Source organism: Proteiniborus sp. (assembly GCF_040308045.1).
In the GTDB taxonomy this organism is placed as follows: domain Bacteria; phylum Bacillota; class Clostridia; order Tissierellales; family Proteiniboraceae; genus Proteiniborus.
The window spans coordinates 23,259-36,994 of the sequence record NZ_JAWRHZ010000037.1; the positions used below are offsets into that span (position 1 = coordinate 23,259).

General features: G+C 32.5%; 14 protein-coding genes. 9 read left to right on the forward strand and 5 right to left on the reverse strand.

Annotated features, from left to right (window positions below; translation table 11 throughout):
• Positions 1-70: 70 nt before the first annotated feature.
• The 3 genes from ABV008_RS07295 to ABV008_RS07305 all read right to left on the reverse strand — a co-directional run bounded on the left by ABV008_RS07295 (position 71) and on the right by ABV008_RS07305 (position 3,356).
• On the reverse strand, positions 71-1,660 hold the full coding sequence (locus ABV008_RS07295; RefSeq protein WP_352419165.1) for an ABC-F family ATP-binding cassette domain-containing protein: 1,590 nt from the start codon (positions 1,658-1,660) through the stop codon (positions 71-73).
• A 229-nt stretch (positions 1,661-1,889) separates the two neighbouring features.
• Positions 1,890-2,021, reverse strand: a complete 132-nt coding sequence (locus ABV008_RS07300) for a hypothetical protein (RefSeq protein WP_352419166.1) — start codon at positions 2,019-2,021, stop codon at positions 1,890-1,892.
• A 3-nt stretch (positions 2,022-2,024) separates the two neighbouring features.
• Positions 2,025-3,356, reverse strand: a complete 1,332-nt coding sequence (locus ABV008_RS07305; protein ID WP_352419167.1) for a helix-turn-helix domain-containing protein — start codon at positions 3,354-3,356, stop codon at positions 2,025-2,027.
• A 230-nt stretch (positions 3,357-3,586) separates the two neighbouring features.
• On the opposite strand from ABV008_RS07305, the gene ABV008_RS07310 reads away from it, so the two are divergent.
• Together ABV008_RS07310 and ABV008_RS07315 are read left to right on the forward strand one after the other, a co-directional pair.
• On the forward strand, positions 3,587-3,820 hold the full coding sequence (locus ABV008_RS07310; RefSeq protein WP_352419168.1) for a hypothetical protein: 234 nt from the start codon (positions 3,587-3,589) through the stop codon (positions 3,818-3,820).
• A gap of 139 nt (positions 3,821-3,959) precedes the next feature.
• Positions 3,960-4,952: a diaminopimelate dehydrogenase gene (locus tag ABV008_RS07315; protein ID WP_352419169.1), complete on the forward strand. Its 993-nt coding sequence runs from the start codon at positions 3,960-3,962 to the stop codon at positions 4,950-4,952.
• Between the two features lie 100 nt (positions 4,953-5,052).
• Here ABV008_RS07315 and ABV008_RS07320 read toward each other — a convergent pair whose 3' ends face one another.
• Positions 5,053-5,715: a Crp/Fnr family transcriptional regulator gene (locus ABV008_RS07320; RefSeq protein ID WP_352419170.1), complete on the reverse strand. Its 663-nt coding sequence runs from the start codon at positions 5,713-5,715 to the stop codon at positions 5,053-5,055.
• A 90-nt stretch (positions 5,716-5,805) separates the two neighbouring features.
• Between ABV008_RS07320 and ABV008_RS07325 the strand changes: the two genes are divergently transcribed.
• The 7 genes from ABV008_RS07325 to ABV008_RS07355 all read left to right on the forward strand — a co-directional run bounded on the left by ABV008_RS07325 (position 5,806) and on the right by ABV008_RS07355 (position 13,182).
• Positions 5,806-6,288: a permease gene (locus ABV008_RS07325; protein WP_352419171.1), complete on the forward strand. Its 483-nt coding sequence runs from the start codon at positions 5,806-5,808 to the stop codon at positions 6,286-6,288.
• Complete coding sequence (locus ABV008_RS07330) at positions 6,285-7,019, forward strand: permease (RefSeq protein ID WP_352419172.1); 735 nt, start codon at positions 6,285-6,287, stop codon at positions 7,017-7,019. Before ABV008_RS07325 ends, ABV008_RS07330 begins: the two co-directional genes overlap by 4 nt.
• A gap of 156 nt (positions 7,020-7,175) precedes the next feature.
• Positions 7,176-8,045: a lipoyl synthase gene (lipA, locus tag ABV008_RS07335; protein ID WP_352419173.1), complete on the forward strand. Its 870-nt coding sequence runs from the start codon at positions 7,176-7,178 to the stop codon at positions 8,043-8,045.
• A gap of 5 nt (positions 8,046-8,050) precedes the next feature.
• The gene (gene lplA, locus ABV008_RS07340) at positions 8,051-9,031 is read left to right on the forward strand and encodes a lipoate--protein ligase (RefSeq protein ID WP_352419174.1); all 981 of its coding nucleotides are present in this window, start codon (positions 8,051-8,053) and stop codon (positions 9,029-9,031) included.
• Positions 9,032-9,250: 219 nt separating this feature from the next.
• Complete coding sequence (locus ABV008_RS07345; RefSeq protein ID WP_352419175.1) at positions 9,251-9,730, forward strand: MarR family winged helix-turn-helix transcriptional regulator; 480 nt, start codon at positions 9,251-9,253, stop codon at positions 9,728-9,730.
• Positions 9,711-11,453, forward strand: coding sequence for an ABC transporter ATP-binding protein (locus ABV008_RS07350; protein WP_352419176.1), 1,743 nt, complete (start codon positions 9,711-9,713; stop codon positions 11,451-11,453). The genes ABV008_RS07345 and ABV008_RS07350 overlap by 20 nt, the downstream gene beginning before the upstream one ends.
• The gene (locus tag ABV008_RS07355; RefSeq protein WP_352419177.1) at positions 11,443-13,182 is read left to right on the forward strand and encodes an ABC transporter ATP-binding protein; all 1,740 of its coding nucleotides are present in this window, start codon (positions 11,443-11,445) and stop codon (positions 13,180-13,182) included. Before ABV008_RS07350 ends, ABV008_RS07355 begins: the two co-directional genes overlap by 11 nt.
• Positions 13,183-13,226: 44 nt before the next feature.
• Here the strand turns inward: ABV008_RS07355 and ABV008_RS07360 are convergent, their stop codons facing one another.
• A complete protein-coding gene (locus tag ABV008_RS07360) occupies positions 13,227-13,409 on the reverse strand; it encodes a hypothetical protein (RefSeq protein ID WP_352419178.1) in 183 nt (60 codons plus the stop codon).
• Positions 13,410-13,736 lie beyond the last annotated feature (327 nt).

The window sequence follows — 13,736 nt, forward strand, 5'->3', positions numbered from 1 at the left end:
TATGAAATTAAATTGATTTATATAAGGGATATGCAAAACTAGCATATCCCTTATATATTAGCTACTTAATCTATTGTCCTTTGGTTTCAAGGTACTCATCATAAGTCATATTCTTATCAATTAATCCTGAAGGAGTAATTTCAATAATTCTATTAGCAATGGTTTGGATAAATTGATGGTCATGGGAAGTAAATAAGATATTGCTCTTATAGTCTTTTAAACCATTATTTAATGCTGTGATAGATTCTAGGTCCAAATGGTTTGTAGGCTGGTCTAAAAGCAATACATTTGCAGTGCTTAGCATCATCTTCGCAAGCATACATCTTACCCTTTCGCCTCCAGAAAGCACCTTAGCTTTTTTCAGAGCTTCTTCACCTGAGAATAGCATTCTGCCTAAAAATCCTCTTAGATAGCTTTCGGATTTTTCCTCAGAAAATTGACGCATCCAATCTACAAGATTTAATTCTATATCATTGAAGAATTCAGAGCTATCCTTAGGGAAATAAGCTGTGGTAATAGTAACACCCCACTTATACTCTCCGCTATCAGGCTTCATATCTCCCATTAGTATCTTAAATAATGTAGTATTAGCTATTTCATTGTCTCCTACAAAAGCTATTTTATCATCCTTAGCTACTGTAAAACTAACATTATCTAATACCTTCATACCGTCAATAGTTTTAGATAATCCTTCAACAGTTAAAATGTTGTTACCTACTTCTCTTTCAGGTTTAAATCCAACATATGGATACCTTCTATTAGAAGGCTGTATATCGTCTAAAGATATTTTTTCAAGTAGTTTTTTACGAGAAGTTGCCTGTTTTGATTTAGAAGCGTTTGCGCTAAATCTAGCAATAAACTCTTGAAGTTCCTTAATCTTTTCTTCCTTTTTCTTGTTTTGATCTTTCATCATCTGTAGTGCTAATTGGCTAGATTCATACCAGAAATCATAGTTTCCCATATATAGTTTTATTTTTCCAAAGTCTATATCAGCCATATGAGTACATACTTTATTTAAGAAGTATCTGTCGTGAGATACTACTATGACAGTGCCCTCAAACTCAATTAAAAATTCTTCAAGCCATGATATAGCTTTAATATCTAAATGGTTAGTAGGCTCATCTAATATTAGAATTCCAGGCTTACCAAACAACGCTTGAGCAAGGAGAACTTTAATCTTATCATTTCCTGAAAGATCCTTTACCTTTTTATCATGCATTTCTGTGCTTATACCTAGACCTTGAAGTAGAGAAGAAGCTTCAGATTCTGCTTCCCAACCATCTAGTTCTGCAAATTCACACTCAAGCTCAGAAGCTTTTATCCCATCTTCATCTGTAAAATCTGGTTTTGCATATAGAGATTCTTTTTCTTTCATTATTTCATATAATCTTGCATTTCCCATTATGACTGTTTCTAATACTTGATGTTCATCATATTGGAAATGGTCTTGCTTTAGTACAGACATACGTACACCTGGAGCTATACTTACTTCTCCAGTAGTTGATTCTATTTCACCTGATAAAATTTTTAAAAAAGTACTTTTCCCAGCACCATTAGCGCCAATAACTCCATAGCAGTTACCAGGAGTGAACTTTATATTTACATCTGAAAAGAGCTTGCGTCCTCCAAATTGTAAGCTTAAATCTGTTACATTAATCATCTAACTACCTTCCTTTATCTAAAATAGCAATCCTCGTTGTATTGTATCATAAAAACAAACAATATAGAAGATTTAAAATAAACCAAATTATTTTACACAAAAAAAGTAAGCCTTAATTTTCTAAGGCCTACTACGGAGGAAGCTTGTCTTTTATTAGAATGTAATGAACAAGTATCGTCTAAAATATTAAGTTATTCCTTCATGGGTTATTCTGTGAAAAGTTATTGAACTATATTTGTTTAATAATTTTGATAGATTCTTCTCTTATAGGTGGTGGGTTTATTTCTCCTGCAATTGCAATACTACTAAAACTACTGAGAATTGTTAGGATTGATAATAACATAAATATTTTCTTTTTCATCATTTATACCTCCTTTTCTTTTTGTATTAGATTTTGAATTAAAGTTTCTGCTACTTTATAGTTGTTTTGCTTTATATAATAAAGAAGTAATTTAAGTATCAAGATAAACTCTTCGCTTAACTTCATATCAGCAAAATCATTTTCAATTGAATTCATTAAATTATTTAATTTATTTATCCAGTTCGCCTTAATATACAGCTCTAGTAATCCGGACATAAATTTCTTATAAAGATTTTGCTTTCCACTTTTTTTTGATAAAGCTATAGCTGCACTTAAATATTTTTCACTATCATCATAATTTTCTAAATATGAATATATATTAGATACTTCATAATATATCTCAGGAAGATAAAAGGAATTTTCATTTATATATGGCAGACTAATCAAGACTTTATCAAAATATTTTAGGATATTTTCTTTATCATTTTTCTTAATATAAATCTGGATTATATTTATGTAGGCTACACAGATTTCATCAGTACTATTATTTTCATTTAATAAATTCAGTATTTCAATGTAACTTTTAAGTGAATCAGTGTAATTTCCAATTCTAAAGTAGCATACACCTTCTAGCATTAATACATTTTTCATATCTTTATTATTATCATTAATACTCATATTAAAGTGCTTTTTTGCAGTATTTAATATTTCAAAGCATTTTCTAATTTCTCCTAAATTCTTATGTGCTAGTGCACTATTATAGTAGAAAATACCTACGACTCTATCTGGCATATCTTTTTGACTCAATAGCATATAGTTACATAAATTAATTGCTTCTTCATTTTTTCCAGTAACAATACAATTATATACCAGCTTCAAAGCAAGTTTATAACGAGTTTTCATATTTGGATGATCATAAGAAGCTTCTAAGGCTTTGAAATAATAATAATATTCTTTACTTAGGTTATTAGAAACGTAAAAGATATCTCCTAATAATTCGTATATTCTTACTTTTTTATCTACTATATCCCAGTGGTTTAAAAAAGCTTCTATTTCATTAAGTTCTTCTAACTCAACATTTAATTCTTTTTTTGCCAAGCTATTCTCTAACATCTCAATATATGTATTTGCCTTTTTTCTAGCATCATATCTTTCAGGGTTAAGTAGGTCTTCAGGCTTAATGAAAATATTTGAGTTTCTTTCATTCATGATTCTATTTATATTTTTAGCGATAATGTTAGCAGCAGTATCATATAATATTGCTTTATCATTTTCAATAAGACTGATTAGGTTTCTAGTAATATCTTCTCCGGCAATTTCATGTTGTTTTAAGTCTAAGTCTTTCCTTATTCTCCTCAAATTTTCGCCTACAGTAACCTTGATTTGTTTTTCCATAAGACCAACCCTTCAACTTAAATATATTTACCTTAGCTACAATATTAACATATAGAAATTTAAAAGTAAAGGGGTTTACTTTATTTCTCTTTTAGTTTATAATGTTATAAAAGTAAATTTATTTACTAAGCAATTATATTTTGTTAAAGCTAATATGATTATGAATATAATAAGCATAAAAAATAAATTATTGAAATCCAAAACACTATTAAAATACTGGAGGAAATACAATGAAATATATAATAAATAAACATGAGAATAAGCTTGTAAAGTTAGAAGATGAAGAATATATTTTGTACCGCATACCTAAAGATAAACTTTGTGGGACATGCAATGAAACTATTAGTGAAATATTGAGAAATGATAAAAGTGGATATAAAGTTCTGATAGAGTTTTATGAACCTGAGGAGAAAAATCAATGTCCTGCAATTAAACAAATTAATATAAATAAATTGTTATATTAGAAAAACTGATTTAGGGCTGAAGGATTCTTCAGTCTTTTTTTCTCCTTTCATTAATATAAATTAATAGTATATAAAGATTTGATTTTATAAAATTTTTGCCATATTTTTATAATTCGTATTGCATGGGAGGGGAAATATTTTGAATGAAAAAATCAGAATCGGAATTGTAGGGTATGGAAATTTAGGTAAGGGGGTTAAATTAGCTATTAGTCGCTATACTGATATGGAACTGGTAGCTATATTTACTAGGAGACCTATTGATACTATAGATACAAAAGATGATAAGATTAAAGTTGCCAATACTAGTGAGTCTCATAAATATGTAGATGATATAGATGTCATGATATTATGTGGTGGTTCAGCCACAGATCTTCCAGTACAGGGGCCTTATTTTGCCAGTATGTATAATACTGTAGATAGTTATGATAATCATGGAAACATTTCAGAATACTTAGAGATTATGGATGATGCTTCTAAAGCTAGTAATAAAACAAGTGCTATTTGTGTGGGATGGGATCCAGGACTTTTTTCAATGAATAGGATCTTATTGGAATCCATTTTATCTAATGGCAAAACTTATACTTTTTGGGGACCAGGTGTTAGCCAAGGACATTCAGATGCAATAAGGAGGCTACCAGGGGTTAAAAATGCAGTTCAGTATACTATTCCTAAGGAAGAAGCAGTAAAAAGAATAAGAAGAGGAGAGACACTAGAATTAACTACTAGGGACAGGCATTTTCGAAAGTGTTATGTAGCAGTTGAAGAAGGAATAGATAAAGATAAAATTGCAAATACGATTAAATCAATGCCTAATTACTTTGTAGATTATGATACTTATGTAGTATTTGTTACAGAAGAAGAATTAAAGAAAAATCACTCAAAAATGTTTCATGGTGGTTTTGTTATTAGAAGTGGATATACAGGAAAAAATAATATTCATAATCACATAGCAGAGTTTTCTTTAAAGCTAGATAGCAACTCTGAATTTACATCTAGTATATTAGCTGCTTATGCAAGGGCTGTATATAGATTAAATAAAGAAGGACATGTGGGAGTCAAGACTGTATTTGATATCCCATTAAAATATATTTCAGAAAAATCCATAGAAGATTTATGCAAAAATTTGCTATAAAAGCTTGGTGTAGAGTTTTCAATTTTAATTGTGATACTTGATGCTCATGCTTGAAACAATGAACTAAAGATAAATCTTTGTTATTTGCTTATAAGAGCAGCTAGCTACGATATAAAATAGTAATAGTCTTAGAATCATAATCAATTAGACCTTCTTTTTTCATTTTACTTAGTTCCCTGAAAAAAGAAGGTCTTTGTATTCCTAGTTTTTCAGCCAATTCTTTTTTTGAAATATTTAATTTAATAGTAGTACTTTGTTGAATATAATGTTCATAATTTAGAAATTCATATATTTTATCTCGAATACTTTTTATAGAAATAAACTTAATTTTATCAGTAAGTATCAAGGTTTTATCTGAAAGACATTGAAAAAATTCAACTAAAAATTCCTTGTTTCTTTGACAAAGTTCGATTATCAGAACTTTCTTTATATGTATTACCTTACAGTTAGCTGTAGCTATTATAGTCATAGGATACTGGTTATTTTGTGAAAAGACTAAATTGCCTCCCATAATATCTCCAGTGGATAGAGTAGTTATAGTTAAAACATCGCCATTTTCATCGATTTTTTGTACAGCTACACTTCCCTCCAATATAACATCAACTGTACTGCATCTTTCATTTTGCAAATAAATTATTGAATTTTTATTATAGCTTTTGATTTTATACTTATTAGACTCAAAAAATTTAACCATTTCATCAGGGGAAAACATACTAAATAGATGGATTTGAGTCAAAAGATCCTTGTAATTATTAATATTCATAAATAACCTCCAAAAAGTAACTATAGTTACTTTTTATTATATCACTAGAAATTATAATAGAGAAGAAATATATTTTGAAGGAGATGGACTATGGATATCTTTACAAAAGGCTTATGGCTAGTTACAGGAATATGGTTTGTAGTATCTATGATCAAAGACAAGAAAAAAACATTAAATGCAATGAAAATGTCTAAAAAGATGATGGGAAACATGATAGGACAAATAATAGGTATATTATTTTTAATTGGCCTCATTCTTACATTTATACCACCTGAGGTTATTAAAGAGTACCTAGGTAGTTCCAATACTTTTCTTGCCACTATACTATCTGCTTTCTTAGGTAGCATTACTCTGATTCCTGCATTTATAGCATTTCCATTAGTGGGTTCAATAGTAGATATGGGAGCTAGCATAGTTCCTGCAGTAGCATTTTTAACTACTTTGACTATGGTTGGATTTGTTACATTCAACCTAGAAAAACAAGAATTTGGAAGCAAGTTTGCATTTGCAAGGAACGGTCTAAGCTTTGTATTTGCATTACTCATATCAATGGTAATGGGGGTAATACTGTGATAGTAGAAAAATTAAAGAAAAACAAATTTTTAGTATTTGTAGGAGCAATATACTTAATATTATTTTTAACTAAAACTGAAAAGGCAGTGTTATCTGTAAAGAATAGTGGATATTATATAAAAGAAATGCTTATGATTATGCCAGTAGTATTTTTACTAACATCTCTATTAGAGGCATGGGTGCCTAAGAAAGTTATTATGAACCACTTAGGAGACAAATCAGGCTTTAAGGGCTCGCTTATATCTTTATTATTAGGTAGTATATCTGCAGGACCAATATATGCAGCATTTCCTATATGTAAGACACTACTCAAAAAGGGGGCCAGTGTATCAAATATAGTTGTCATATTAAGTGCCTGGGCAGTAATAAAGGTTCCAATGCTTGCAAATGAAGCTAAGTTTCTAAGTCCAAGGTTCATGGCTACAAGATGGATTCTTACAACTATATCAATAATTATAATGGGATATATAATATCAAAGCTAGTGAAAAAAGAGGAACTACCTATGGAAGAAGAAGAGATTGAAGAAGGAACAATAATAGTAAAATCAAAGTTCTGTATAGGATGTGGCTTATGTGAAAAACTAGTTCCAGAGCATTTTAAGATAGAAGGAAACAAAGCTATAGTAATAGACAATAAAGTTACTGAAGAAACAGAAGACAAAACCAAAAACATTCAAGAAAGATGTCCAGCAAAAGCAATAAAAGTAGGATTAACCTATGGGAGACCATAGGTTTTTTTATGATATAAAAAACATAATTGATAAGTTAACTAACCAGTGATATATTCTTATTATGTAGGTACATAAAAAGCAAGGGAGGGTAATGTGTCGGATTGTTTGCACTGGTCTAAGTAAGAAAATAAATTATATAAGGATAAGGTGATGAATATGCATATGAGAAAACCAGAATGGTTAAAAAAAGTGTATGATAAGGAAGCTAAAGAAGCTATTAGAGAAATGAACATAATGCTAAGAGATTTATCACTAAACACTGTATGTAAAGAAGCTAGTTGTCCAAACATGGGAGAATGTTTTAAGAAAAACACAGCTACATTTATGATTATGGGACCAAACTGCACAAGACATTGTAGATTTTGTGATGTTACAAAAGGAAAGATTTTTCCTTTAGATCCTAAAGAGCCAGAAAACGTTGCAAAAGCATCAAAAAAGTTAGGGCTAAAGCATATAGTTGTAACATCAGTAACTAGAGATGATTTAGAAGATGGTGGCGCTTTACATTTTGCAGAAACCATCCGTGCCATCAAGGAAGCTTTACCTAATTCTACTGTAGAAGTTTTGATACCTGATTTGAAGGGAATAAAGGAGAGTATTGATATTGTTATTGATGCAAAACCAGATGTTATTAATCATAATGTCGAAACCGTTCCATCTCTTTATTCTGCAGTTCGACCAGAAGCAGATTACAATAGGTCACTTGATGTTTTAAAGTATGTAAAGGAAAAGTCTCCTGATATAATAACTAAAACAGGAATTATGTTAGGTTTAGGAGAAGAGAAAGAAGAGGTTTTAAAACTAATGGATGATCTAGTTAAGATAGATTGCGATATTTTTACAATAGGACAGTATTTAAGACCATCATCAAAGCATATTGAAGTAAAAGAGTATGTTGTTCCAGAAAAATTTGATGAATATAAAAAAATAGGTGAAAAAAAAGGAATAAAATTTGTAGCAAGTTCTCCACTAGTAAGAAGCTCATATAATGCACTAGAAGCAATTGCAAAGGTTAGGAGTAAATAACCCATATGATATATGTAGAAAACAATTCTTTAGACCCTTTTTTCAACTTTGCACTTGAGTATTATTTAATAAATGAGTTGGATTTAAGTGATGAGTACTTTATGTTCTGGAGAACTGAACCTACGCTGATGATAGGAAAACATCAAAATACAATAGAAGAAATTAACCAAGACTATGTAAAAGAAAAAAATATCCATGTTGTTAGACGCATTAGTGGAGGGGGGACTATATATACTGATCCCAATGGTTGGCAATTTAGTTTTATTGTTAAGAATAAGTCCTCTCGTGACATTGATTTTAATACTTATACAGCTCCAGTTATTGCAGCATTGTCTGAGTTGAGAGTAGATGCAGAATTAAATGGAAGAAATGATATCACAATTAATGGAAAGAAAATTTCAGGTAATGCACAATATAGCAATAATGAATGTATATTGCATCACGGTTCAATTTTATTTAATACAGATTTGGACGAGCTAGTCAAATCAATAACTGTATCTGATGATAAAATTGTTTCAAAGGGCATAAAATCCGTACATGAAAGAGTTACAAACGTAGTTGACAACCTAGATAAGAAAATTGATACATTAGAGTTTAGAGATTTGATGATAGGCTACTTACTTAAAAATGTTGAAGGAACTTACAAATTAACCCAGGAAGATGTTTTAAGAGTAAATGAAATTGCAGATAATAAATTTAGAACTTGGGAGTGGAATTACGGAAAGTCACCGAAATTCAATATAACTAAAAGTAAAAGATTTAAAGGTGGTAAGGTAGAATTTAAACTTAATGTTGATAATGGTTATATCGAACAGTGTAAAATATACGGTGATTTCTTTAGTAAAGGTGATATCGAAACTGTTTCCCATTCCTTAATTGGATGCCCTTACAAAGAAGATGATATAAGAACTAGGCTTGACAAAATTGGAGCTGCAGACTTTTTTCATATGGTTGATATAGATGAATTGTTAAGTTGTATAATTTGATTGGAAAGTTGACGTATTCTATATACATGATAAATATTATTAATATTATTATATATAAACTGGATAAAAATTGTTTAACCTATGGGAGACCATAGGTTTTTTTAGAATTGAGTGAGAAGTGTTTTTTTACTTAATTAATAATGGTTGACAATATAAAGTAGTTGTAGTATCATCTAAAATTAGTTGATAGTGCAACTATTTGTTTTTGGGAGGAAGACTATGGATAGTACACAGAGAAAAATCACAAAAATAGCCAGAGAAGCCCTGAGGTTTACTAGCAAGGTCTTGAAAGACACAGGGCTTGGTCTATCAGAATATGAATTTATCCACTGCATTCGTCATAACCCTGGTATTAGCCAGGAGGGACTGAGGGAAAAGTTTGGTCTTGACAAGTCTGCAGTAGCTCGACGGGCTGCCAATTTGGAGAAAAAGGGCTTTATAGAACGTAAGCCAGACCCCAATGATGGTAGGGGAAAACAACTTTTTGCTACAGAACAAGCCAATACTGTGAAAAATTCCAAAGTATTGGTGGAGTCGTTCTTTTATGAATGGCTGTTGCAAGATGTTACCGGTGAGGAAAGAGAGATTTTTCTGACAGTATTGGATCGTATCTATTGGAAGAGTAAAAATGAACGCCGTGCGGACTTTAAAAATTTGATTGAATTGGAGGCAAACTGTCATGGCAAATTTGAAGCTTAGCCCAATTGATCATCCGGAGAAGATGAGCAGTTACTGGAAAAGACAATGGAAAGTGATTGCAGCAGTCTTCTTTTTTGGTATACTTTTTAACGGATGTATGTCTTTTGGTCCTATTTTACAAGGAAAGCTTATTGATACTATTGTGTCACAGACCCAGTTCCGTGAAGTATTGCTTCAGGCTGGTTTGTTTGTAGCTGTTATCGTTTTTATCCAAATTATGCGTTTTTTCAAGCGTTACTATGTAAGGTTGTTTGCTAACCGTACTAGTGCTACTATGCGTATGATGATTTATAACAATATTATGAATAAAGATATTATCGAGCTATCCCAAGAACGTACTGGTGACTTGATGACTAAGGCGATATCAGATGTAGACATTTGCGTAGAGGGCATGCGAAAAGTTACAACAGAGGTGTTTGATACTGGTGTGTTGATGCTGTCATATTTAATTTCTATGTTGGTTTATGACTGGAAAATTACCATTGCAGCCTGTATTTTTGTACCTGTGGCAATGTGTCTGGCAGAGTACTTAAAAAAAGTCATTGTCAGATATTCTAAGGCTGCACGTAGTCAAAGCAGCCATGTTGCGGACCTGACATATGACAACATTGAACATACAGTTCTATTAAGGGTTAATGGACTGGAAGGGAAAAATCGTCAGGAGTATTTTCATGAGCTTGACGAGCTGGAAACAAAATCAGTGAAAGCAAGTATTTTGGAAAACTCCATGCAGCCGATTTATAATGTAATTGCATTACTTGGTATTGTAGTGGTCTTGTTTTATGGAGGTAAAAATGTAATTGCAAAAGTGTGGACAGTAGGTATGTTTTCAACCTATATAACAATTTTTGCTGCACTCACTACAAAAGCAAGTAAAGCTGCAAAATTGTTTAACTCTTTTCAAAAGGCGACAGTTTCATGGCAGCGTATCAAGCCGTATCTTACAGATTATCAGCAAAAAAGCACCTATGATCGTGGAAGTAATGGTGATGGGATGCTGATAGTGAAAGACTTCAGCTTCCACTATCCTGAGGAGGAGGAACTTGTTGTACAGAACATCAGCTTCTCTGCCAAACCAGGTGATTTAGTTGGTATTACAGGTCCAGTAGCCTGTGGTAAATCATCATTAGGTGTAGCATTGCAGGGATTGTATTCATATCTTGGCAGCATAAAACTAGATGGAGTGGAACTGAGGGAATACAGTGAAAAAGAGATTAGTCGTCGGGTGTCCTATCTTGGTCATCTACCACAGCTTCTTTCAGATACTATCTATAACAATATTACCTTGGGTGAGGGCGGAGATATTTCGGACGTTTTGCATGATGTATGCTTTGATGAGGATCTCAAGTCTATGCCGGAAGGTATCCATACTATGGTTGGTAGTAGCGGAGTACGTTTGTCAGGTGGTCAGCAAGCTCGTATTGGGTTGGCTCGTGCACTCTACCGTCATAGTCCATTGATAATTTTGGATGACCCATTTTCAGCAGTGGATATGAAAACAGAGGAAGCAATTATTGAAAACCTTCGTAGACATTATTCAGATTGTATAATTTTGCTGATTTCTCACCGTTTGTCTGTATTTCCAAGGACCGACAGTGCTATTGTTATTCACAGTGATAGGAAAGCAGAATACGGGACACATAAAACTTTGCTGTCTTCATCAGAGCTGTACGCCTCAATTTATCGTCTGCAGATGGAAGGAGGGAATGACCATGAAGCGTAGTCTTACAACAAAGACCATTATGCAGGTATTTAGGCAACATATTGTAATGTCATTAGCACTAGTGTTTGTCATTATTGCTGTAGTACTGCTTAGCTTGATTCCACCACAGCTACTCAAAAGCATCATTGATAACAATCTGGTTCCAAGAAATACAGAGGGTTTACTGAAATTAGCACTGACTTATTTGGGTGTACTGATTCTAATTGGCATTTTTGACTTTTTCAAGGGCGGTTTATTAACCGTATTCGGACAGAAAATAGTAAATAATTTGAGAAAGGAATTGACTTACAAGCTTGAGCGTATCAGTACCAACTATTTTTCGGCCAATACACCCGGTGCTGTAACATCTCGGTTTACCAATGATGTGGAAAACGTCAATTCCTTATTCGCCGATGGAATTATCAGCATGGTCATCGACTGTTTTAAAATCATAGGTATTGTTATTTCAATATGGATGTTTTCTGCAAAGTTGGGAATAGTGGCGCTGTGTCTGGTCCCTTTGATATATACTGTAACTCGTGCTTTTCAAAAGCGTATGCTAGCAGCACAGGTCAAAAACCTAGAGCAACTTGGAAGGGTGAATGCCCATATTTCAGAGAGTCTAAAAAACGTGCACATGATTAAATCCTTTAGCAAGGAAACATATATGGAGAAGCTTTATCTTAAGCGGTTAGAGGATAATTTTCATACAATTGAACGTGTCAATTTCTACGATTCCTGTTATTCGCCAATTATTCAAGTGACTCGTGCATTGGTGATTTCTCTTATTGTGCTTCTGTCGTCTAGTCAACTTAACTTTTTGGGTATTTCTCTAGGTATGGTGGCGGCTTCAATCGATCTTATTTCTAATCTGTTCAGCCCTATCGAGACTTTGGGAATGGAACTACAGAATGTACAAAAAGGTATTTCTGGGGTTCGTCGAATCAATGATTGCTATCTAGAGCCAGAGGAGCCTCAAAAGCAAAGCGATATTACAGCAGAAGAGATTTTGGGAGAAAATCAGGATGCAGGACTAAACTTTGAACATGTATCATTTTCTTATGAAGCAGGTCAGCCAATACTAGAAAATCTGAACCTAAATATCAAGAATGGAACTAGCGTTACCTTTGTGGGTCGTACAGGTGTTGGCAAAACTACCTTGTTCCGATTGATAATGGGTCTATTACAGCCGACTAGTGGTAGAATATTGCTTGGCGATATAGACGTATATGAAATTCCAAACAGTGAAAAACGCAGGTTATTTGGTTATGTAGAGCAGCAGTTTTCTTTTATTCGCGGTACAGTGGCTCAGCAAATAAGCCTTGGCGACGAAAGCATCAGTCAAAGTCAGGTGGAAGATGTCATGAAATTTGTTGGTTTGCATGACTATGTGATGAACATGGAAAAGGGCTATGACACAGAGGTTAGCCCGAACGGAGATTTTTCTCAGGGACAGAAGCAACTATTGGCCATAGCCAGAGCAATTGTAGCAAATCCTTCTATCTTGCTGTTGGACGAGGTGACAGCGAATCTGGACTCAGTTACTGAGGCACAGATTGTTACAGTATTACAAAAGGCAAAATGTGGACGAACAGTGCTTTCCATTTCTCACCGTATGACGTCTATGCTTGATTGTGACACCATTGTCCTATTGGAAGATGGGCAAATCTGTGCAGCAGGTTCTCCAGCTGACATTTTGGCCAATGATGACTGGTTCAGCAGACAGCTTCAATTAGAGCAAAATACATGAAAAAATTAGTATATATCATAAGGAGAATTACTTATAGAAGCAGATTAGCTTTTTTCAGGCTCATAAGGATCTTCTTCATAATCAAACTCTGTTTTTTTCATAGTTGCCTTGTTGGTGAAGCATTTATATTTATTCTTATTTCTGCTTATATTCTTTAATCTATCATAATCATCTTCTTCATAATCAAATTTTGTCTTGAAAAAACTATTTTTACTAATGATAATCATACCCTTTCAAATATAAAATATATAAAAAGCTTAGATTACAAGATTTAAAACATCTTAGAGTATTTTATCATATTATAATCTTCTATGTCTAATGATTCTAGAATAAAGGGCTTTTAAATAATTAATCTACATACAATAATCTTCTCTTGTCCTTATATGAGTACTGAATATTAGACAAAAGTGACAGATATTGATAATTGTTTTTATATGTTTTTGTCGATATAATCGGAGTTGAAATGTAAACGATTGCTAAATATTATGATTCTAACTATAAGGGGAGGATTACATGAAAAAACAAGCAAAGAGCATATTAGCTTTACTGTTATC

Excerpts from the sequence above, each read along its gene's own strand:
- ABV008_RS07295 (WP_352419165.1), bottom strand. The coding sequence starts at position 1,660 with ATGATTAATGTAACAGATTTAAGCTTACAATTTGGAGGACGCAAGCTC.
- ABV008_RS07300 (WP_352419166.1), bottom strand. The coding sequence starts at position 2,021 with ATGAAAAAGAAAATATTTATGTTATTATCAATCCTAACAATTCTCAGT.
- ABV008_RS07305 (WP_352419167.1), bottom strand. The coding sequence starts at position 3,356 with ATGGAAAAACAAATCAAGGTTACTGTAGGCGAAAATTTGAGGAGAATA.
- ABV008_RS07310 (WP_352419168.1), top strand. The coding sequence starts at position 3,587 with ATGAAATATATAATAAATAAACATGAGAATAAGCTTGTAAAGTTAGAA.
- ABV008_RS07320 (WP_352419170.1), bottom strand. The coding sequence starts at position 5,715 with ATGAATATTAATAATTACAAGGATCTTTTGACTCAAATCCATCTATTT.
- ABV008_RS07325 (WP_352419171.1), top strand. The coding sequence starts at position 5,806 with ATGGATATCTTTACAAAAGGCTTATGGCTAGTTACAGGAATATGGTTT.
- lipA (WP_352419173.1), top strand. The coding sequence starts at position 7,176 with ATGCATATGAGAAAACCAGAATGGTTAAAAAAAGTGTATGATAAGGAA.
- lplA (WP_352419174.1), top strand. The coding sequence starts at position 8,051 with ATGATATATGTAGAAAACAATTCTTTAGACCCTTTTTTCAACTTTGCA.
- ABV008_RS07345 (WP_352419175.1), top strand. The coding sequence starts at position 9,251 with ATGGATAGTACACAGAGAAAAATCACAAAAATAGCCAGAGAAGCCCTG.
- ABV008_RS07350 (WP_352419176.1), top strand. The coding sequence starts at position 9,711 with ATGGCAAATTTGAAGCTTAGCCCAATTGATCATCCGGAGAAGATGAGC.
- ABV008_RS07355 (WP_352419177.1), top strand. The coding sequence starts at position 11,443 with ATGAAGCGTAGTCTTACAACAAAGACCATTATGCAGGTATTTAGGCAA.
- ABV008_RS07360 (WP_352419178.1), bottom strand. The coding sequence starts at position 13,409 with ATGATTATCATTAGTAAAAATAGTTTTTTCAAGACAAAATTTGATTAT.